The organism is Allobacillus saliphilus (assembly GCF_018138385.1).
In the GTDB taxonomy this organism is placed as follows: domain Bacteria; phylum Bacillota; class Bacilli; order Bacillales; family Alkalibacillaceae; genus Allobacillus; species Allobacillus saliphilus.
Genome location: NZ_JAGSIE010000032.1, coordinates 16,156 through 35,480, shown reverse-complemented (window position 1 = coordinate 35,480; position 19,325 = coordinate 16,156). Strand labels below are relative to the sequence as shown.

The window sequence follows — 19,325 nt, the reverse complement described above, 5'->3', positions numbered from 1 at the left end:
CTGGCGGTTACGCTGGTGTTCTTAGGAATCCCCCACTTCAAACAACCGTAGTTTGTTAAGTGGTGGGTAGTTCAATACTAAATGAATTAATCATCTTTAGAAACTGAAATAACTTTCCCTGTGATGGCATTGATTCGAATGACATAATCTTCATCTTCATCGTCTACCTTTCTTTCTACTTCTACATGGTAATATGCCGTTCCATCGACTTCTTTTAGCTCAATATCTTCTAGTTCTCCAGATATTTTGTCCAAAGCAATTTGACCTGCTTCTTTCTTTGTAATCAATGTTTGTTGCGGACTTTCATTTTCAGCTGGATCTTCTTGTTTAGACTGTTCTTTACTCACCCGTTTTTGTTCGCTTAATTCACCTGATTTTGCATCCACATGAATTTGAATCGTTTCATAATCATTATCAATCGTTAATTTAATGTACGGTTGCTCTGCATCAACAAATTCGGATGAGGTGATCTCGCCTTTATACGATTGCTTCACTTTTTTCTCAGCTTCTACTAAGGTTAGCTGATTTCCTTTATTTTCTTGCATGTTTCCACTTTCGTTCTCTGGATTGTTTTCATTTGTTTCATCTGACGGTGGATCTTCACCTTCTTGTATAATGGAATCTCCATCAGACGTTGATGACTTTTCTGAAGCTTCATCAGAAAGTGGTTGAATATTGAGTACTTGCCCTTCTACAGAATCAACGAAAACTAAGTATTTACCATTGCTTTCTTCGATTTTCACTTCAAATTGTTCTTCTTTCTCCTCAATCGATAGGACTTTTGCCTGGAATCGTTCTTCAACTCTTTCCTTCACTTCACCAACAGAGAGTTCTTCAGCAGAGGATTCGCCGAATAGGAATTGTTGAGCGATTAGAAAAAAAGTAATTGTCAGTATCGATCCTCCAGCCATCCAAAAAATTCTTTCTTTATTCAAAAGGCTTTGACCTCCTTGAGTAGACCATTTATCCACAGTATAAAATATAAAGATTAAAATTTAATGAGAAGCTAATGAAGGAATCGTTAAAATAACCGTCGTTCCTTTTCCAACCTTACTTTGAACATCGATTTTAATATCGAGAGATTTTGCTAAATCACTAGCCAGGGCAAGACCGAGACCACTACCTCCTTCATCACGTGTCCGCGCTTCATCCACACGATAAAAGCGATCGAATATTTTATTGATTGATTCTTCTGGTATACCGATTCCGTAATCTTTAATGTTAACGACATAGTTTGCCGCAAGCTTTTTTATATCGATTTCAATTGACTCTTCACTGTACTTACGAGCATTGTCGATAAAGATATACAATAATTGTTTAATTTTTTGCTGGTCTGAGTGAATCGGAGGGATCTCTTTATCTATGGTTAATTTCACTGTTCTACCATAAGAATTTTCGATGTTTTGTGATACTCTTTGTACAACTTCTGCCAATGAAAATAATTCAACGTGTAATTGCCAATCCTTTTGCCTTCGGGCCAACATGAGTAATTGCTCCGTCAAGTCTCTCATTCGTACGGCTTCTGAATGAATGGCTTCAATCGATTCCATAACCAACTCAGGTTTCTCCAATCCGCGTCGCTTAACCAGGTTGGCATAACTTTCGATGACAGTGATTGGTGTTCGTAGTTCATGGGAGGCATTGGAAACAAATGCTTCTTGTTTTTCATAGTTGTCTTTCAAAAGATCAATCATTTCATTAAATGTACGCGTCATCGTATATAGTTCATCACCCGGTTTTTGTTGGTATTCAATATGCTTAAATGATGAACTCGTCTGAATATCTTGCATGGTACGAATAAGTGATTGAATTGGACGACTAATAAAATCAGCGAGCACTCTACCAGAAACCATTACCGGAATAATCGCGACTAAAACGACCAGAACCAAAACAAATCGGAGTGTCCGCAGGTTATCTTGTACAGCACTTAAATTTTCAAAAAGCTGCACATAAACAACTTTACCATTCTGCCAGATCGTCGGTACTTGGACATAACCGATCACTGTATTCGAATCTTCTGTTCTTCCACTCATTCGAACGGAATTGAATGGGATTGTTACCTCCCGTAATGACAAATAATCACCTGACGTAATTTCACTTAATTGATTGCCTTGCTTGTCTAAGATTCGTAACATGCCGTTTGACGGAACATATACACCGAGTAAATCGTTTACCGGAAAACTTTCGTCTGCTTGAGCGATTCCTGTCAAAATATTTGTAACTTCATCTTCCATTTGATCGATTTCCCTGTCATATGTAATGTGGGAAAAAGTAAAATAAATTGTAATGGAAAGCAGAATAGTAATCACAACAAACACAACAGCAGTATATAAAAAGATTCTATTTTTTAGATTCATAAGCATCCTTCATGACATAGCCGACGCCTCGAACGGTATAGATTAATTTTTTATCTTGTTCTCCGTCAACCTTTTTTCTTACGTATCTAACATAAACATCAACGACGTTCGTTTCGCCATAGTAGTCGAATCCCCATACGGTTTCTAAAATCTGTTCTCTAGTTAAAACATGGCGCGGATTATTCATGAAATAAACAAGCAAATCAAATTCTCTTGGTGTCAGGTCGATTGATCGGTCACCACGGTAAACTTCTCTCGTACTTTCATTCAGCTTCAGATCGGAAAAAACCAACCATTGATCATCTATTTCATTGTTAGGCTTCTGCTTTAAACGAAGAGCTGCTCGAATTCTAGCTAAAAGTTCTTCGATTTGAAATGGTTTGGTCATATAATCATTGGCACCTAAATCGAGACCTGTCACTTTATCTTCAATAGAGTCTTTTGCAGTCAACAATATGACGGCAACTTGCTCATTTTCTTTTCGAATTCGACGTAGGATTTCAATTCCACTCATCTCAGGAAGCATGATATCGAGTAACACGACATCCCATTTTTCTGTTCGAAATTTTTCAATCGCTTCATATCCTGATGAAGCCTTATCGACTTTATAGCCTTCAAAGGACAACTCTAATTCAAGGACACGTGCGATTTTATCTTCGTCTTCTACAATTAAAATGGATGCATTGTCAGACATACTATTCACCTACTATTTTCGCCTTTAATTATATGTACATCTTATCATAAGAGAGAAAAAACCAGCACAAATCGAGTTCATAAGACTACTCGGTTTGTGCTGATTTTGCGTTAGTTTATTCACTTATTCGAAAGCCAATCTTTCCAAAGTTCTTACTTTGCTCTAAATAATTAAATGCATCTGTATAGTTCTCCGTTTCAAACATTCTATCTATTTCAGGCTTAATATGATGTTTTTCGATAAATTGAAGCATTTCCCGAAACTCTTCTCTACTTCCCATCGTCGATCCTAATAAATTGTATTGCCCATAGAAAAACTTCCGTATATCGATCGTCACCTCATCATCCGTTGTGGCACCAAATGTGACAATCGTTCCACCACGTCTAATGATTCCGAGGGATTTTTCAAAAGTGGCTGCACCGATGGATTCAATTAATAAGTCAACGGATTCATCTTTCAACTCTTCATTCCAATCCGAACCAGTCAAAATTCCACGGTCAGCCCCAAGCTTCTTGGCTTCCTCTAATTTCTCTTCACTCCGTGACGTAACAATCACACGTGCTCCCGCCGCTTTCGCATATTTTAGTGCGAACGTGAGGACACCACTACCGATTCCAGGAAGCATGACTGTTTCATCTTTTTGTAAGTTCCCTCTTGTGAACAAAGCTCGATAGGCTGTCAATGCAGCAAGTCCTAAAACACCCGCTTCATCCCATGATAATTGAGTCGGTTTTTTCTCTACTTGTGACTCTGGCAAAACAATGTATTCAGCAAATGTTCCATCATCAGGAAAACCCACGATATTGAATCCTTCAGGTGGCACGTCGCTATTCTGCTCCCATCCCAAGCTTGGATTGATAATTACTTCTTGTCCAATTTCGAATCGTTCTGCATCACTTCCGATCACTTCGATAACCCCAGCACCATCCGATCCTGGGATTAAAGGTGGATCATTTTCTTTGTGGCGCTTAGTAATAACAGCTAAATCTCTACGATTCATTCCTGCAGTTTCCAACTTAATTAACACTTCTCCAGCTTTCGGTTCTGGTTTCTCTGTATCTGACCAGCGAACTCCTTCTACACCTGCGATTTTTTCATGAATCAATGCTTTCATATGACGAACTCCTCTCTATTAGATCTTCTTTTAATGGATAGCGTTCGAAAAATAGTTTTCCTCCTGGTGGCAATTGTGCTATTCGCCACAAATCTTCCGTTAAGACGGTTCCGATTGTTGGATACCCTCCTGTTGTTTGAGCATCAGCAAGCAGTATTATTGGACTTCCTTCCGCTGGCACTTGAATCGTTCCATAGGTCGTCGCTTCCGACAAAATATCTATGTTTTCTTTCCGCTCTAAACGATGACCCTGTAATTGGCACCCCATCCGGTCAGCTGCTTTAATTGTAAAGCCCTTCTCATAAAAGTATTGAATGGACGAATCTTTGAAGCTACTTTCATAATGACTCGGAACGACTCGGACTGTTACTTCCTTCGTATACGTCGGGATCTTCATCGGTTGAATTGATTTGGCATGAGCTGCAGTTGACTGTCTGCCTTTAATGTTATCACCTTTTTGAAAGGCTTTCCCGAAACCTGCTTTCTCATAGACGGATTGACTTCCTAAATAGCTCGGTGATTCAATACCACCAGGAAGAGCAATATACGTGCGCATGCCTGATTTTGGACCTTTAAACGTCAATCGATCGCCTGAATGTACCGTTAGTTTTTTCCACATTGGAAGATGTTTTTCATTTATATAGCCATTTAAATCTCCGCCAGTGACGCTTATATCCGTATCTTCCACGACATCGAGTGTAACGCCACCCATTGTTATTTCAATAACCGCTTCCTTTTCTGAATTACCCAATAAATAGTTAGCACAATTTGCGGCGTAATGATCCATAACACCCGACATTGGTACTCCGAATGAACGATGCTTTTTCCGACCTTGATCTTGAACAGTCATCAAAATTCCTGGATTGATTACTTTCAACATAGATTTCTTCCTCACATTCCAAAGGTTGTCGTAATGTGGATTCCTTCTTTTTCAAAAGCTTGTTTACAAGCTTTCGCATGCTCGACAGCTTCTGGTGTATCACCGTGGAAACAAAGCGTGTCTGCATGGAGTTCAATGTCCGTACCGTCGACGGACGTTACTTTTCCTTCTTGTGCGATACGTAGCGCTTGTTCAACAACACTCTCCGTATCATGTAAAACGGCATTCTTTTCACTTCTTGGTGTCAGTGTTCCATCATTTTGATAAGTACGATCAGCAAAAGCCTCCTGTGCCGTTTCTAAACCCACTTGTTGGCCTACTCGGATAAGCTCACTATTAGCTAAGCCAAACAACACGAGGCGTCTATCAAAATCTTTTACCGCTTGGGCTATTGCCAGTGCTACTGATGGGTCCTTTCCCCCCATATTATATAATGCGCCATGAGGCTTTACATGGTTCAGACGGCCGCCGTGTAATCGGACGAATGCCTGCAATGCACCTAACTGATAAATCATCAACTCATAAATATCTTCTGGTGTATGAGGTATGTTTCTTCTTCCAAACCCATGTAAATCGTAAAAACTAGGATGAGCCCCAATCTGTACACCTTTTTCCATCGCTCTCTTAACCGTTTGTGGAATGGTTTTATAATCACCCGCATGAAATCCACATGCAATATTACATGAACTGATAATACTCAATAATTCTTCATCATTCCCGACAGAAAATGCACCGTAACCTTCTCCAAGATCCGCATTAAAATCAATCGCCATCTTGAATCACCTCAATTTTTGGTTCAAATAATTTATTTTGTCGGATGGACTTGTATTCGTCTTCATCGACCGGATAAAAAGTAATATAGTCACCCGCCTGATAGTAGAATGGGTATTTTTTATCTAATCGGATGAGCTCCACTGGTGTTGTTCCAATAATATTCCATCCACCGGGCGATGAAACAGGGTATATTCCAGATTGTGAATTGATAATCCCAACACTTCCTTTTGGCACTTGATTGCGCGGTTTATCCAACCGGGGAATTGAAAGTTTTTCTGTGAATCCACCGATATAAGGAAATCCGGGTAAAAAACCAACCATATAAATGGGATAAGCCTGATTCGTATGGTGATGAATAATTTCCTTTTTACTTAACCCTGTTTTTTCAGATACTCTTTCTAAATCCATTCCATCATAAAGTACGGGTAGATAAATGTTTTGAACGCTCTTCTTTGTATTAAAACGATTCTCTACTTCCAACAAACGTTTCAATTCATTGCGAACTTCTGGATACGATTGCTTCGTTGCATTATAGAAAACCGTTACATTCGTAAACGTAGCGACTACATCCACGATAAACGGCCATTTTTGACGAAGTAGTAAGTGACGGAAGCTTTGAACTCGCTGATTTACTTGCTTACTTAGCCCGTTTCCGAAAGAAACAATAATCGCTTGGTCGCCTAATGGCATAAATCGGATTGACTTCATTTATTTCGACTCACTTTCAATCTCAAAAATTAAACTCCATCTAATTTCATTAAATACCCTGTTTAGCCATTCAAAAAAACTAATAAACTTTAGTAAATTCAATACTTTTAAGACTATTTTAACATAATTCGGGTATAGTCTTATTTAGGGTAAAATCCTTTTAACATACACCTAATTACATGGCTATTTCTTCTGAGTATGCTAAAATAAATTTATATTCAGTAAACGGAGGTTTGTTTTGTGGGAAGAGCCGGAAAAATGATTGACCGGGAAATTGAAAGTGATTTCCTGAATGAAACAATTACCATCAAAATTTATCAACCAGAAAATTTTAGCTCATTGTATAAATACCATCTATGTATCATGCAAGACGGAAATGATTATTATCAATTAGGTCGCGCCGCTACTGTAAGCGATCGATTACACGCTGACGATAAGATTGAAAACACTATCTTTGTAGGGATTCATTATCGAGATCGTTATGACCGTTGGGACAAATATCATCCAAACGGTGAGAGAAACGCGGATTACATTAAGTTTTTACGTTCGGAAGTCGTACCCCTTTTAGATGAGGAGCTTCCAGGATATAATGTCGGATCTTGTCGTGTACTTATGGGAGATTCACTCGGTGGAACCGTCTCTTTAATGACTGCGTTGAAATATCCGAATGCATTCGGAAAAATTATTATGCAGTCTCCATATGTTGATGAACACGTTTTAAAAGCCGTTGAAGCTTCTGAAGAAATTGCAAATATGACCATCTACCATACGATTGGAAAAGATGAGACCGAAGTACCAACAACTAAAGGTAGCAAAGATGACTTTTTAGAACCGAATCGAAAGCTACATGAGCTTTTAAAGAGTAAAGTCGCAGATTATTATTACAAAGAAAATGAAGGGAAACACACATGGAAGCAATGGCAGAAAGATTTGCCACAGGCCCTTCAGACTATTTTTGGAAAATAATCAGCACATGAAAAGTTTTTCAGTCTCGTATCTGTTATAATAGAAGCTAAACAAAAATTGAGACGACTATATTTTTTAGGAGGGATGATTGAATGAGTCAATTAACTTACGGAATCGCTGCATTTCCATCAAAAAAAATTCAAGACATTGCCAATTCTTATCGGATGAGGTATGATCCATCATACTCCAAGATACCTCCTCACATTACATTAAAAGAAAGTTTCACCGCCGATCAGCAAACGATTGACAGATTGTCTAAAGACCTTTCGAAAATTGCGAAAGAGACAGAACCATTTGACATCGAAATAAAGAAAGTTAGTTCATTCAGCCCGATTACTCATACGATTTATTTAAAAATAGAACCGAATGATACATTGAGTAAGTTGAATGAACAAATGAATGCTGAAGGCTTTCCAGGTGAACAAGAGTTTAAATTTGTTCCACACATAACCATCAGCCAGGATTTATCTGAAGACGAACACTCTGATGTGTATGGCACGCTAAAGATTTCTTCTTTTGATTTAAAAGATACAATTGATCGTTTCCAACTTCTTTATCAGCTCGATGACGGTTCTTGGACCGTTTATGAGACATATAAGTTGGGTGAATGATGATCAAAATTAAGGAAGTAAGTACCGAACGAGAGAGAAACGATGCCTATCAGATCCGCCAAGAAGTATTTGTTGACGAACAAGGTGTTTCCATGGATGAAGAGATGGATGAACATGATGAGCACGCCATCCACTTTGTCGGTTATATTGACCAACGCCCTGTGCTCGCAAGCCGTTTAAGATTTGTCGATGAATATGGAAAACTTGAACGAATTTGTGTAGTCAAAGATGAACGTGGAAATCATTATGGAAATAAAATCATTGAAGAAATGGAAGAAACGATCAAAAAACACGGATACTTCAAAGCTAAACTGAATGCACAAAAGTATGCAGAAGAATTCTATAAAAAATTAGGTTACCAAACGATATCAGGTGAGTTTCTCGATGCTGGTATTCCCCACATCACCATGATTAAGGATTTATCTATTTAGGATAAAATATACTTAATAAACTCTATAGAAAGCCGGATAAACAATAAAGTTTATCCGGTTTTTTTTAATTGATCGAATCAATTCATTTAGGTATGAACCAGTCATTTTAAACGCATACTATTGACAGGATTTTATGACTTGGAGGGTACCAAAAATGGAGTTTGGATCCATTGCATTGGAAGCCATCATTGGATTTATAGCACTTTTTATATTGACAAAAATTCTAGGTAAGACACAAATGAATCAGATTACCGTTTTCGATTTCATCTCTGTAATGGTGTTGGGGGAGCTTGTCGGGAATGCAGTTTATGATCAAAATGTTGGTGTGCGGGAAATTTTGTTTGCGGTAGCTCTTTGGGGAGCTCTCGTCTACTCCATAGATTTTTTTACATTGAAAGTTCGAAAAAGCAGAAAGGCTCTAGAAGGAATGCCTTCAATACTCGTCCGTCGAGGCATTATCCAATATGACGAATTAAAGAGAAACAAACTGGACCTTAGCCAAATGTTACAACTGCTGCGTGATAAAGATGTATTTTCATTGAGAGAGGTTGAGTATGCCATCTTTGAGCCAAGCGGTACAATTAACGTACTTAAAAAACATAATTACCAACAACCAGATCAACAAGCATTAAATATTCCAGAGCAAGAAGTCTATTTACCGATAACAATCATCGCCGATGGAGAGATTGTTGAGGAAAACTTAGATGAAATTGAATGGGATGAAAATCGTGTTATAATGGAAGTGGAACGACAAGGTTATCAATTGAAAGACATCGTATATGCAGAATGGGAAAAAGGGAAAGGCCTATTTATCCTATCATCTGAGTAAGGCCTTCCCTTGATCTATGGTTAGCATCCAGTCAATAATTTGTCTGGATGTTATTTTTTGTGTAGTCCTATTACCCCATTCTAAAAAAGCAAAACCTTTTATTAAACAGAGTCGCTAATAAACTTTCCTTTACCTGTGATTTCGGGGAATGAAGTATCTTTCCTCTTCTTTACTTTCGCTCGTTCAGTGACAATGACTGAATTCTGTTGTGGTTTGTTTTTTTCACCTTGGTCAAGCTGTTTCCTTAATTGTTCTTTTCTTTGATAAATATCATCCATACTTTGATGCTTTGCTAATTGTTCATGTAATTTCACATGGTAAATCCGTTCCCATGTAATTGGATGAACTACGTTTTGGAGCGTTCTTAATTGATACTGGTTTGTTTGTTCCATATTGACAGGAGCAATATAGCCCATTGACAACACCCTCCTCTATCTACTAATCTATTCCCTTTATCTCAAAATATATGCTTATTCTTTATGACGTTCTTACGACTTTTATATTACAGAATTTTAATTGCTCTATTGCATGTTGATAAAGCTGATTAAAAAAACCGTACGATGATTAATACTACTTAATCATCGTACGGAAATTTATATACCTAGAAAGCTACCAAGGAGAAATTTAAATCCAAAAAAATGGTGGTCTTCTTTCTTCGCCGTCAAACTCTCCATCGTCATGTTCATCAGATGGTTCATGTTCCGCTTCCAATTCTTCTTTACTATGATCCGTTGGCTTCCATAAATCTGGTCTTCCCGAACCGAAAAATGGATCTTTTCTTTCTGGTGGTTCAAATGATACACGATCCGCTTTGATCACTAAGTCTTTTACGTGAATTTCCTTTTTTTCTTCTGACAAGTTATTCATCTCCTTTAATGAAAATGTACATTACTACTATATTCATCCTCAGTCGATTGGGAATAGTCAAACGCCCTTTTACTTACCGAAAAGGATTGTATTGATTTGTGAGAAATACAACATCCGCCCACACTCCAATAGGTAATTCGCATAATGTAGTAGCGTATAAAAGGTCATTTGACTAGAAAGGGGATTTTATATGAGTTGTCGCTGTGATAAGAAAGATCGAACGGGAAATTGTGTTTGCGATATACTTCGTCAAATCGTGGAGGCACAACGGGATACAGTCGATCATGAATGTCAGATTGGCTGTGAGCAATCCATTCAAGATTTATTAGGTGATTCAGCTGCACCGAATAATCTCGACACGGTCCCTGTACTACTATATTGTGACTGTGATCCTTTTAAAGGATTCGGGGTTTATAACAACTCAAGCAGAACGGTTGTTGCAAGCTTCTATTTCCGCGTCAAAAGTGTAGATAGTGATTGCTGTGCAGTTCTGGAACTACTAAGAGATCCACAAGAATCTCAACAAAACTTCACTGATCCAACGCGTCAAAAGACTGCCAATCTTAAAACCACTGGAATCTGTATTACAGTTGATTTAGATTGCTTCTGTCATGTCACTTGCCTGCCAGCAGTGAATGCTTGTAGCTAATTCAGTTAAAGAAAGCTGCCTTGATATCATTCAAGGCAGCTTTCTTATGCATGTACATAGATATACATCAAAAAAACTGGCGCAGCCATATGGCCTTGCCAGCACATCATCTATAACCCTGCCAAACGAATATCTTTGATAATTTTTTTGGATATTTTGAAGGCTGGTGCTTGCTGAGGCTTTAAAATTATCGAATCTTCGTTAATATCTTGTATGGTTCCTTTAAAACTCGTTTCTTCCGTAATGATTTCACAATTCATTTGAGGGATTGTTAATAATAAACGACTTAAATGCTTAAGTTTCTCATTTAGATCAAACGATTCAAACGAAGTTTTATTTGCTTTAACTTCATTATGTTCATTCAATGCTTCCTGCTGTGATTCCTCATTTGAACCTTCTTCTTTTGCATTATTTTTTTGACTTGATTTTTTTGAGTAATAGAACGATTGTGCCTCAATTTCTGTTGAATGAGAACTTTTTTCTTCTATAAATAATAATGGTGGCTTTACACGTTGCACTTACGGATCACTCCTTTGTCAGTTCTCCTCCATCATATGCAACGGAAGCATTCTTGTGCGTTTGTACCGGGTGTTTTAGAAAAGATATTCATAAAATAAAAATTAAAACCTCAAAACCGATTGAGGCTTTGAGGTCTAGTGATTTTTATTCGGTTAATCCGAGGATACTGTACCCTGAGTCTACGTGTAAAATTTCGCCTGTAATACCGCGTGAAAGATCACTCATTAAGAAATAAGCCGTATCTCCAACTTCTTCTTGTGTAACGGGTTTACGTAGTGGTGCTCTTTCTTCAATTGTTTTCAAGATTGAGTTGAAATCCCCGACACCTTTTGCTGACAATGTACGAATTGGACCAGCAGAAATCGCATTCACGCGGATTCCTTCTTTTCCAAGATCGTTTGCAAGATAACGCATCGTCATATCTAAGCTTGCTTTAGAAACACCCATCACGTTATAGTTTTCAACAACGCGCTCTCCGCCAAGATATGTCATCGTCATAATGCTTCCGCCTTCAGTCATCAGCTCTTTAGCTTCTCTGGATACAGCTACCAAGGAATAAGCACTTATATTTTGAGATAGTAAGAAGCCATCTCTTGAAGTATCAATGAATTCGCCTTTTAAGTCTTCTCGATTGGCAAAAGCAATGCAGTGAGCCAGTCCGTGAATAACACCTACATCTTCTTTTATTTCAGCAAATGTTTTCTTTATAGCCTCATCGTCCGTAACATCACACTCATAAAAAAGTGAGTCATCACGATCTAATGTTCCAGCTAACTCTCTTACTGGCTTTTCAAAACGGTCACTAGCATACGTGAAAATCAAGCGGGCTCCTGCATCATGTAATGATTTAGAGATTCCCCAAGCGATGCTTCGTTTATTAGCAACACCCATCACGACGTATGTACGACCTTCTAATGAGAATTTCATTTCATTGGCCTCCTATTTTTAATAAGTTAGTATTTGTTATTAGTACCTAGTCCTATTTTATAAGAAAGCGTACCATTTAACAATCTTTTTTATCATTTATTTTGAAATAGGGATTCATACCATGTTTAAATCAACAAATACATAAAGGAAGTAGCCAATCCAAAATAAATTAAAACTGAAATAATATCGTTAATCGTCGTAATGAATGGGCCACTGGCGACCGCTGGGTCTATATGAAACTTATGCATTAACAACGGCATCAATGAACCGGCAATCGTCGCAACCAATAATGATGCAGCAATTGAAACACCGACGATGATACCAAGATATAGATGGTCCATCCAAACAAGAATAATAAAAAACATGAGTAAACCGCATGTAACTCCTGTAATTAAACCAGTTACTGTTTCTCGACGGAGCCGCTTAAAGAAACCCTCTTTAGATATTTCTCCCGTTGCCAGACCTCTTACAGTAACAGCTAGTGCTTGTGTTCCGCTATTTCCAGCCATCCCAGCAATCAGCGGAATGAATATTGCCAACACCGCGACTTGGTCAAGCGTTTCTTCAAATCGGCCAATGAGACTTGCTGTAATAAGACCGAGAAACAGTAAAATAACGAGCCATGGCAAACGCTTTTTTGCAGCATTCAAAGCTGTTTGATCCCCAGGTTCCATATCTGTAACAGCTGCTAACTTCGAGTAGTCGTCACTGGCTTCAATATCCATAACATCTAGAATATCGTCAACGGTAATGATCCCGAGCAAGTGTTGTTGCAAGTCAACAACAGGCAATGCCAAGAAATCATAATCTCTCATTAATTGAGCGATCTCTTCTTGGTGATCGCCAACATAAGAAGAGACAACTCGGTCACTCATGACATCACTGATCTTATCATCCTGTTCAGAGATGATTAAGTCTCTAAGGGATATAACACCAACTAGTTTTTGTTCATCATCGACAACAAATACATAGTAAATCGTTTCTGCATCAGGCGCTGCTGAACGAAGATGCACCATCGCTTCTCGAATCGTCATATTTTGGTTAATAACGACATATTCCGTAGTCATAATACTACCAGCAGTTTTTTCTTCATAATGCAGTAAGCTGCGAATTTCATCAGCTTCTTCTTTGTCCATTAACATTAACAAGCTCGTCGCTTGGTTTTTATCCAGGAGGTTCAGTATATCAACCGCATCATCTGTCGGCAGATCATCAAGGATCTTAGCGGCATAATCCGGATTCATTTCAAGCAAACGCTCACTGAAGAAGTCAAAATTCATGTGCGTACTAAGCTCAGACATTTCTTCTGGCGAAAGATACGTATAGATTTGGAAGCGTTCTTCGCTCGACACTTCTTCAAAGATTGTCGCCTGGTCATAAGGGTGAAGTCCCAAATATGCTTCTCGGAATAATTCTATTTGATTATCTTCCAATGCCTTCATAACATCGCGATAATTTTCTTTTCGTAGAAATTCCATATTTTCTGTGTTGTTATTTTCCATAAAAAAACCTCCTCAAGGAAGTAAATCCGTAGTATTATTGTATAATGAGTTAATTTATTCGACAAAGGACTCATCTATTTTAAATTGTCGAGAATTGACGTATGATTAAAAATGAAACAAACCTTATAAGGGGAATATACATGGAAAACTACTCTAAAGAAAAGTATCCTTTAGATTCTTTTTTAATTACAATCATTGTAGCATTGATTGCTATTAGCTGCTTTACATTATATACATTACAAGATTTCTTGCCTGGAGACATATCGGGAATTAAATTCTCTATCCGACAAATTATTTGGTTTTTGATCGGCAGCATGGGTGTTGCCGCCATTATGATATTAGATTTTGATTGGTACCGAAAAATCGCGTGGATCGTTTATGGTTTCGGTGTGTTTTTGCTGGCAGGACTGTTTTTTCTACCTTGGAGTACAACATTAAACGGAGCTACAAGATGGTATGAGATAGCCGGTCAAACCATTCAGCCATCCGAGTTCATGAAAGTCTTTTTCGTTATCGGGTTAGCTCATATGATTACATCACATAACGAAAAATGGACTGTAAAGAATTTAACCTATGATTTGGTTTTACTGGCAAAGTTATTAGCGATGGCTTTACCTCCTTTCGTTTTGATTGCTTTACAGCCTGACCTCGGCTCAGCTTTAGTGATTATCTCCATTACTGGCTTCCTGACATTAATTTCAGGAATACGCTGGCGAACGTTACTTACGATATTTGGGATTGTTTTTGGTGCGTTAGCAGTAGTGGTCATTCTATATTTATCTAACACGGATAAATTTATTGAAATCTTGATGAATAGCCCTTTTGATCACGTAGCCTACCGAATTCAAGCTTGGCAAAATCCTCATTTATACAGTGATGGATCAGCAATGCAAGCCATAAAGTCGATGCTCGCAATCGGTTCAGGTCAATTATTCGGTAAAGGAATTATGGGCTTTGAAGTTTATATACCTGAAAGACATACAGATATGATCTTCACAGCAGTAGCTGAGCAGTTTGGTTTCATTGGTGCCAGTGTTGTCATCGTGCTTTATTTTCTAATGATCTACCGAATCATTAAAATTGCTTTGGAGAGTAAGGACCCTTTCGGTACGTACTTGTGTGTAGGTATGGTTGGATTGTTTTCATATCAAATCTTTCAAAATATCGGAATGTCTGTCCAACTATTGCCTTTAACGGGGATTCCTTTGCCGTTTTTAAGCTATGGAGGGACCTCCCTACTTGTATATATGGCAGCAATCGGTCTAGTGCTAAACATTCATTCTCGAAAAAGAGAATTTATGTTTGAATCTGATCAATAAATCAATCATTATATCTATAGAGAAATAAAATAGAAATAATTTCTTGTGATGGAGGAATAAGTATCAGTTAGCGGGGGGGAATTTATATGGACGAGGAAGTACAACGAAAGGTTTTATGGATTATCGGAGCTATTATTATCGGAATTACTGGGGTGCTAGCTGCACTGATTGGCCCAAACATGATTTTATACTTTTTGTATGAGCACAATCAATCGAACGTTTTTTTAATTGAGGTACCGGTAATCGCGAATTTATTGCTCGGTTTTGGTACACTCGCATTTGTCTTGTTTTGTATTTTAATGGTTTTTGAACGAAAAATAATCAAAGCAGCTGGGATTCTAATGTTAGTCATTGGTCTTAGCTTGAGTTATGTCAGTTTTAATTTGTACAACATGTTTTCTGGAGACGAAATTACGATAAAAAAACCGTTAGATAAAGAGGTCTTTTCATGGTCCGAAATTGAAAATGCCGATTTTATTTATGACGAGACAACGAATGAAACTGAAATTGCTTTTCAACTTCCTGATGAGGAGAAAAAATTTATTCTTTCTCAGAAACATGCTGGTGATGTCGGAACCATGAAAGTGTTACTCAAAAGAAACGACGTCCCTTATGAAGAGAAAGAAGCATAAATGGACTTTAAATCAGTTGGCAAATGGCTATAAAAATGAATTCGTTCTTCGCTGTATGGGTGAATAAAACTGAGCGACTGGCAATGTAACGCTTGTCGATTTAACAACTGTGTTGAACCTCCATATAAATCATCCCCGACAAGTGGATGCCCCATATAAGAAAAATGGACCCGAATTTGATGTGTCCGACCTGTTTCCAATTGAATCTTTATAAACGAGCAATTATTCTTTTTTTCGAGTAAACGAAAATGGGTAATTGCTCGTTTTCCTGTTTCTGAGACCATTCGTTCGATAATAGAGTTTGGTTTTCGACCAATCGGCAGATCAATGACTCCCTCTTCTTCCTTCATATAACCTTCAACAATCGCTACGTAAGTTCGATTGATTTGTCTTTGTTGTAATAAATGATGGGTATACCGGTCTTTCGCGATAACGATTAATCCAGACGTATTTCGGTCTAACCGGGTAACAATATGGAATGTGTTATCTATACCTCTCTGTTGATAGTCATACATCACACCATTTGCTAGTGTTGGAGTGTTGATATCATTAGGATTCGGTGAGACGGCCAACCCACTTTCCTTGTTGACGACAAGTATTGCTGAATCCTCATACACTTTCTCAATTGCCAAAGGCATAGGAGAAATCGCTTTAGAATGTACTTCTTGTGGAAGTTGAATTTCCAATTGATCGCCTGATGTCAGTTTCGCACGCACAGTCACGTGCATTCCGTTCAACCGAATTTCCCCGCGCTCTTTTACATCTTTCAATAATCGATTCGAAAAAAACCGTACATGAAGTAAATAATCACGTACGGTTAATTGCGTATATTCATCAGTAATCTTCCATCTCATTATTGCTTCACCCTTACACGAACGATTAATCGTTTTCTGTTCTAGCGTTTGAAATAAATGAATCATGCACTCGTTTCCAGAACGGAAATGGTCTGAATCGAGCAAAGCGAACTCGCTCTTCTGCTACACGGCACTGAATTGAGTGCACTTGGTTGAAACTCATTGTCAGGTGATCGATCGTAATCAAGAATGTTCGGTTATTTTTAGGACGTAACACAGTCGTATGGTGTTTTGGTAATATTAACGGTGAGCCAACTGTACGGAATACACGATTGTTAATCGATGCCATCTCAGTGATTTGGTATGCTTCTAACGATGGATGAATAATGGCGCCACCTAATGCTTTGTTATAAGCTGTCGAACCGGATGGTGTGGATATACATAGTCCATCTCCACGGAACGTTTCGAAATGTTCACCTTTGATTTCCACATCGAGAACGACGGATCCTTCCGCTGTTTTTACAGATGTTTCATTCAGTGCTAGATAACGATGTTCATGCTCATAATCTTTTGGACGGATGATTAGCTCCAATAAAGGATACTCAATGACTTGGAATGGTGTTCTAGCTATTTCGATGATCAGCTTTTCCAACTCACTTGGAATCCAATCGGCATAAAATCCTAAATGTCCCGTATGAACACCAATAAAAGCCGTTTCTTTCAGTCGATGATTATAACGATGAAACGCTTCAAGTAGAGTTCCGTCCCCGCCAACTGAAATGACTAGGTCCGGCTCTTCCTCATCGTAATCCATATCGAATTCAGATAAGTAGCTTTTAAATTTTGATTTAATTTCTTTTGAAATGCTATCTCCTCTACACTGCACATAAAATTTCATTGAAATTCTCCTTTTCTCTTCGAATGAGAACTCATTAATCTTTTTTTCTTCTGAATATTTTTTGAGCGTCTTGAATTTCCTGTCTGATTTTCGACATTTCTTCATCCAGGCGGAAAGCTGCCTCTGCTGCGTTACGCAATCTTGTTTGTACTTCTTCTGGCAGTTGTCCTGCATATTTATAATTAAGTGAATGTTCATTGATCGCCCAAAAGTTCATGGCTAGGGTTCTAATTTGAATTTCGGCTAACAGTTTCTTTACGCCGTAGATCGTTTCTACTGGGTAAAGAATAACAATATGATAAGAACGATAGCCACTTTCTTTATTTTTTTCGATATAATCTTTTTCTTCAATAATTTCAAAGTCTTGTCTTTCGCGTATCAGTTCAACAATTTCATAAATATCTTCAACAAAAGGACACACAACCCGAAGCCCTGCGATATCTTGAACTTCCTCTTCCATATTGGATAGGGCGATCCCACGTCGCTTTGCTTTTTCAATAATACTCGTTATAGGTTTTACCCTTCCTGTTACAAATTCAATCGGTGAATGACGGGATTCATAGTCGAATTGCTTTCGCATCCCTTTTAATTTGATCTTCAGCTCGTCAACGGTTTGTGTATATGGCGCTAAGAAAATATCCCAATTCATAGCTGCATTCCTACTTTCTCCAACTTACTGATTTTCCACATTCCATTGTATCATAAATTAATTATGGTCAGAATCTTTGCTATGTAGTTCATAATATCGGATAATAAGAATAAGTTTTGAAGCTTGGAGGTGGCTCTATGCAAGAAATTGAAATTGAATTAAAAAACGAGCTGAATGAAAAAGAATATACATATCTTAAAAACACATTATTTAAAGAGGCAAAAATGAAAGAGCAAACGAATCACTATTTCGAAACAAATGATTTTCAATTAAAGAATACCGGTTCAGCACTTCGTATTCGTTTCAAAAATGGCAGCTATGTCTCCACATTGAAAGAGCCACAGACGGAAGGCTTATTGGAAACTCACGATCAGCTAGACGACCAAGATGCTACATCATGGATGAATAACCAAGTTTCCCTTGGGCCCAATATTCGTAGACAAATCGAAAAGTTAAATATATCCGAAAAGTCCATTCAGTATTTTGGTCAGTTGACAACTTACCGACAAGAAGTACAAAAAGGTGATTGCTTGCTCGTATTGGATCATAGTGTCTATCACCAGAAAGAAGATTACGAGTTAGAAATTGAAGCGCCGAGTATGCATAAGGCACAAAACAAATTGGAAGAAATTTTGACATCCTATCAAATTGAACGACGTCCGATTGAAAGTAAAATTAAACGATTTTTTTCTGCAAAACAATCAGATTCACAATAAATTGAATAAATTTCAAGTAGCCCCAAAAGACCATAATATTTGATAGATAGGAAGAGCGTTGCTACAATAATGAAGTATCAGAAAGAGAGGAACTAATTCATGACTGTTCAACGAGCGAATATATATGATGATATCGGGGGAGCCGAGACCATCAGCAAGTTGGTAGATGCTTTCTACGAACGAGTCGGTAAGCACCCTGATTTGATTCCAATCTTTCCAGAAGACTTGACAGAAACAGCAAGAAAGCAAAAGTTATTTCTCACTCAGTTTTTTGGTGGACCCAATTTATATATACAAGAACGTGGTCACCCGATGATGCGCGCAAGACATATGCCTTTTCCAATCACGCCAACAAGACGTGATGCTTGGTTAGCGTGTATGGATGCCGCATTAGAAGAAGTAGAAATAGAAGAACCGTATCGTAGTGCGATGTTTGAGCGTTTACGTATGACTGCAAATCATATGATGAATACGCCCGAATAGAATTAA

Annotated in this window: 24 protein-coding genes; 9 read left to right on the top strand and 15 right to left on the bottom strand. The window is 38.0% G+C overall.

Translation table 11 applies throughout. From position 1 onward, the window contains the following. Positions 1 to 86: 86 nt before the first annotated feature. From KC820_RS10590 to pxpB, 7 genes are all read right to left on the bottom strand, one after another. The gene (locus KC820_RS10590; RefSeq protein ID WP_212370905.1) at positions 87 to 935 is read right to left on the bottom strand and encodes a PepSY domain-containing protein; all 849 of its coding nucleotides are present in this window, start codon (positions 933 to 935) and stop codon (positions 87 to 89) included. Between the two features lie 60 nt (positions 936 to 995). Beyond that, positions 996 to 2,357 carry a HAMP domain-containing sensor histidine kinase gene (locus tag KC820_RS10585; RefSeq protein WP_212370903.1) on the bottom strand — a complete coding sequence of 454 codons (1,362 nt, stop codon included), beginning with the start codon at positions 2,355 to 2,357 and terminating at the stop codon, positions 996 to 998. After that, a complete protein-coding gene (locus tag KC820_RS10580; protein ID WP_212370901.1) occupies positions 2,341 to 3,051 on the bottom strand; it encodes a response regulator transcription factor in 711 nt (236 codons plus the stop codon). The genes KC820_RS10585 and KC820_RS10580 overlap by 17 nt, the downstream gene beginning before the upstream one ends. A 115-nt stretch (positions 3,052 to 3,166) precedes the next feature. Next, positions 3,167 to 4,165: a zinc-binding dehydrogenase gene (locus KC820_RS10575; RefSeq protein WP_212370899.1), complete on the bottom strand. Its 999-nt coding sequence runs from the start codon at positions 4,163 to 4,165 to the stop codon at positions 3,167 to 3,169. Then, a complete protein-coding gene (locus KC820_RS10570; RefSeq protein WP_212370897.1) occupies positions 4,146 to 5,045 on the bottom strand; it encodes a 5-oxoprolinase subunit C family protein in 900 nt (299 codons plus the stop codon). Before KC820_RS10570 ends, KC820_RS10575 begins: the two co-directional genes overlap by 20 nt. Before the next feature lie 11 nt (positions 5,046 to 5,056). Further along, complete coding sequence (locus tag KC820_RS10565) at positions 5,057 to 5,818, bottom strand: LamB/YcsF family protein (RefSeq protein ID WP_212370895.1); 762 nt, start codon at positions 5,816 to 5,818, stop codon at positions 5,057 to 5,059. Next, positions 5,808 to 6,527 carry a 5-oxoprolinase subunit PxpB gene (gene pxpB, locus KC820_RS10560; protein ID WP_212370893.1) on the bottom strand — a complete coding sequence of 240 codons (720 nt, stop codon included), beginning with the start codon at positions 6,525 to 6,527 and terminating at the stop codon, positions 5,808 to 5,810. The genes KC820_RS10565 and pxpB overlap by 11 nt, the downstream gene beginning before the upstream one ends. A 240-nt stretch (positions 6,528 to 6,767) precedes the next feature. On the opposite strand from pxpB, the gene KC820_RS10555 reads away from it, so the two are divergent. From KC820_RS10555 to KC820_RS10540, 4 genes are all read left to right on the top strand, one after another. Further along, positions 6,768 to 7,493 (top strand): alpha/beta hydrolase, encoded by a 726-nt coding sequence (locus tag KC820_RS10555; protein ID WP_212370891.1) that lies wholly within the window; start codon positions 6,768 to 6,770, stop codon positions 7,491 to 7,493. Between the two features lie 92 nt (positions 7,494 to 7,585). Then, complete coding sequence (locus tag KC820_RS10550) at positions 7,586 to 8,104, top strand: YjcG family protein (RefSeq protein ID WP_212370889.1); 519 nt, start codon at positions 7,586 to 7,588, stop codon at positions 8,102 to 8,104. Beyond that, the gene (locus KC820_RS10545; RefSeq protein ID WP_212370887.1) at positions 8,104 to 8,535 is read left to right on the top strand and encodes a GNAT family N-acetyltransferase; all 432 of its coding nucleotides are present in this window, start codon (positions 8,104 to 8,106) and stop codon (positions 8,533 to 8,535) included. Before KC820_RS10550 ends, KC820_RS10545 begins: the two co-directional genes overlap by 1 nt. Positions 8,536 to 8,689: 154 nt before the next feature. Further along, the gene (locus KC820_RS10540; protein ID WP_212370885.1) at positions 8,690 to 9,364 is read left to right on the top strand and encodes a DUF421 domain-containing protein; all 675 of its coding nucleotides are present in this window, start codon (positions 8,690 to 8,692) and stop codon (positions 9,362 to 9,364) included. A gap of 101 nt (positions 9,365 to 9,465) precedes the next feature. On the opposite strand, the gene KC820_RS10535 is transcribed toward KC820_RS10540, so the two are convergent. After that, positions 9,466 to 9,780 (bottom strand): hypothetical protein, encoded by a 315-nt coding sequence (locus tag KC820_RS10535; RefSeq protein WP_212370883.1) that lies wholly within the window; start codon positions 9,778 to 9,780, stop codon positions 9,466 to 9,468. A gap of 208 nt (positions 9,781 to 9,988) precedes the next feature. Beyond that, positions 9,989 to 10,222 carry a hypothetical protein gene (locus tag KC820_RS10530; protein ID WP_212370881.1) on the bottom strand — a complete coding sequence of 78 codons (234 nt, stop codon included), beginning with the start codon at positions 10,220 to 10,222 and terminating at the stop codon, positions 9,989 to 9,991. A 199-nt stretch (positions 10,223 to 10,421) separates the two neighbouring features. Here KC820_RS10530 and KC820_RS10525 point away from each other — a divergent pair, with 199 nt between their 5' ends. Continuing rightward, the gene (locus KC820_RS10525) at positions 10,422 to 10,880 is read left to right on the top strand and encodes a CotY/CotZ family spore coat protein (protein WP_212370879.1); all 459 of its coding nucleotides are present in this window, start codon (positions 10,422 to 10,424) and stop codon (positions 10,878 to 10,880) included. Between the two features lie 110 nt (positions 10,881 to 10,990). Here the strand turns inward: KC820_RS10525 and KC820_RS13550 are convergent, their stop codons facing one another. The 3 genes from KC820_RS13550 to mgtE all read right to left on the bottom strand — a co-directional run bounded on the left by KC820_RS13550 (position 10,991) and on the right by mgtE (position 13,828). Continuing rightward, the gene (locus KC820_RS13550) at positions 10,991 to 11,398 is read right to left on the bottom strand and encodes a CotO family spore coat protein (protein WP_212370877.1); all 408 of its coding nucleotides are present in this window, start codon (positions 11,396 to 11,398) and stop codon (positions 10,991 to 10,993) included. 145 nt (positions 11,399 to 11,543) lie between these two features. Then, positions 11,544 to 12,326: an enoyl-ACP reductase FabI gene (fabI, locus tag KC820_RS10515; RefSeq protein WP_212370875.1), complete on the bottom strand. Its 783-nt coding sequence runs from the start codon at positions 12,324 to 12,326 to the stop codon at positions 11,544 to 11,546. 125 nt (positions 12,327 to 12,451) lie between these two features. Further along, positions 12,452 to 13,828 (bottom strand): magnesium transporter, encoded by a 1,377-nt coding sequence (gene mgtE, locus KC820_RS10510; protein ID WP_236782634.1) that lies wholly within the window; start codon positions 13,826 to 13,828, stop codon positions 12,452 to 12,454. A 140-nt stretch (positions 13,829 to 13,968) separates the two neighbouring features. On the opposite strand from mgtE, the gene KC820_RS10505 reads away from it, so the two are divergent. After that, complete coding sequence (locus tag KC820_RS10505) at positions 13,969 to 15,147, top strand: FtsW/RodA/SpoVE family cell cycle protein (protein ID WP_212370873.1); 1,179 nt, start codon at positions 13,969 to 13,971, stop codon at positions 15,145 to 15,147. An 86-nt stretch (positions 15,148 to 15,233) separates the two neighbouring features. Continuing rightward, positions 15,234 to 15,779, top strand: coding sequence for a hypothetical protein (locus KC820_RS10500; RefSeq protein ID WP_212370871.1), 546 nt, complete (start codon positions 15,234 to 15,236; stop codon positions 15,777 to 15,779). Here the strand turns inward: KC820_RS10500 and KC820_RS10495 are convergent. Genes KC820_RS10495 through yjbM form a run of 3 tightly spaced genes read right to left on the bottom strand, consistent with a single transcriptional unit; the run spans position 15,758 to position 18,120 of the window. Beyond that, complete coding sequence (locus tag KC820_RS10495) at positions 15,758 to 16,633, bottom strand: RluA family pseudouridine synthase (protein WP_212370869.1); 876 nt, start codon at positions 16,631 to 16,633, stop codon at positions 15,758 to 15,760. The genes KC820_RS10500 and KC820_RS10495 overlap by 22 nt on opposite strands. A gap of 25 nt (positions 16,634 to 16,658) precedes the next feature. Beyond that, complete coding sequence (locus KC820_RS10490; protein ID WP_212370867.1) at positions 16,659 to 17,471, bottom strand: NAD kinase; 813 nt, start codon at positions 17,469 to 17,471, stop codon at positions 16,659 to 16,661. 34 nt (positions 17,472 to 17,505) lie between these two features. Beyond that, the gene (yjbM, locus tag KC820_RS10485; RefSeq protein ID WP_212370865.1) at positions 17,506 to 18,120 is read right to left on the bottom strand and encodes a GTP diphosphokinase; all 615 of its coding nucleotides are present in this window, start codon (positions 18,118 to 18,120) and stop codon (positions 17,506 to 17,508) included. Positions 18,121 to 18,257: 137 nt separating this feature from the next. Between yjbM and KC820_RS10480 the strand changes: the two genes are divergently transcribed. After that, on the top strand, positions 18,258 to 18,836 hold the full coding sequence (locus KC820_RS10480; RefSeq protein WP_212370863.1) for a CYTH domain-containing protein: 579 nt from the start codon (positions 18,258 to 18,260) through the stop codon (positions 18,834 to 18,836). 99 nt (positions 18,837 to 18,935) lie between these two features. After that, complete coding sequence (locus tag KC820_RS10475) at positions 18,936 to 19,319, top strand: globin domain-containing protein (protein ID WP_212370861.1); 384 nt, start codon at positions 18,936 to 18,938, stop codon at positions 19,317 to 19,319. Positions 19,320 to 19,325 lie beyond the last annotated feature (6 nt).

Excerpts from the sequence above, each read along its gene's own strand:
- KC820_RS10585 (WP_212370903.1), bottom strand. The coding sequence starts at position 2,357 with ATGAATCTAAAAAATAGAATCTTTTTATATACTGCTGTTGTGTTTGTT.
- KC820_RS10580 (WP_212370901.1), bottom strand. The coding sequence starts at position 3,051 with ATGTCTGACAATGCATCCATTTTAATTGTAGAAGACGAAGATAAAATC.
- KC820_RS10575 (WP_212370899.1), bottom strand. The coding sequence starts at position 4,165 with ATGAAAGCATTGATTCATGAAAAAATCGCAGGTGTAGAAGGAGTTCGC.
- KC820_RS10570 (WP_212370897.1), bottom strand. The coding sequence starts at position 5,045 with ATGTTGAAAGTAATCAATCCAGGAATTTTGATGACTGTTCAAGATCAA.
- KC820_RS10565 (WP_212370895.1), bottom strand. The coding sequence starts at position 5,818 with ATGGCGATTGATTTTAATGCGGATCTTGGAGAAGGTTACGGTGCATTT.
- pxpB (WP_212370893.1), bottom strand. The coding sequence starts at position 6,527 with ATGAAGTCAATCCGATTTATGCCATTAGGCGACCAAGCGATTATTGTT.
- KC820_RS10550 (WP_212370889.1), top strand. The coding sequence starts at position 7,586 with ATGAGTCAATTAACTTACGGAATCGCTGCATTTCCATCAAAAAAAATT.
- KC820_RS10545 (WP_212370887.1), top strand. The coding sequence starts at position 8,104 with ATGATCAAAATTAAGGAAGTAAGTACCGAACGAGAGAGAAACGATGCC.
- KC820_RS10540 (WP_212370885.1), top strand. The coding sequence starts at position 8,690 with ATGGAGTTTGGATCCATTGCATTGGAAGCCATCATTGGATTTATAGCA.
- KC820_RS10535 (WP_212370883.1), bottom strand. The coding sequence starts at position 9,780 with ATGGGCTATATTGCTCCTGTCAATATGGAACAAACAAACCAGTATCAA.
- KC820_RS10525 (WP_212370879.1), top strand. The coding sequence starts at position 10,422 with ATGAGTTGTCGCTGTGATAAGAAAGATCGAACGGGAAATTGTGTTTGC.
- fabI (WP_212370875.1), bottom strand. The coding sequence starts at position 12,326 with ATGAAATTCTCATTAGAAGGTCGTACATACGTCGTGATGGGTGTTGCT.
- mgtE (WP_236782634.1), bottom strand. The coding sequence starts at position 13,828 with ATGGAAAATAACAACACAGAAAATATGGAATTTCTACGAAAAGAAAAT.
- KC820_RS10505 (WP_212370873.1), top strand. The coding sequence starts at position 13,969 with ATGGAAAACTACTCTAAAGAAAAGTATCCTTTAGATTCTTTTTTAATT.
- KC820_RS10500 (WP_212370871.1), top strand. The coding sequence starts at position 15,234 with ATGGACGAGGAAGTACAACGAAAGGTTTTATGGATTATCGGAGCTATT.
- KC820_RS10495 (WP_212370869.1), bottom strand. The coding sequence starts at position 16,633 with ATGAGATGGAAGATTACTGATGAATATACGCAATTAACCGTACGTGAT.
- KC820_RS10490 (WP_212370867.1), bottom strand. The coding sequence starts at position 17,471 with ATGAAATTTTATGTGCAGTGTAGAGGAGATAGCATTTCAAAAGAAATT.
- yjbM (WP_212370865.1), bottom strand. The coding sequence starts at position 18,120 with ATGAATTGGGATATTTTCTTAGCGCCATATACACAAACCGTTGACGAG.
- KC820_RS10480 (WP_212370863.1), top strand. The coding sequence starts at position 18,258 with ATGCAAGAAATTGAAATTGAATTAAAAAACGAGCTGAATGAAAAAGAA.
- KC820_RS10475 (WP_212370861.1), top strand. The coding sequence starts at position 18,936 with ATGACTGTTCAACGAGCGAATATATATGATGATATCGGGGGAGCCGAG.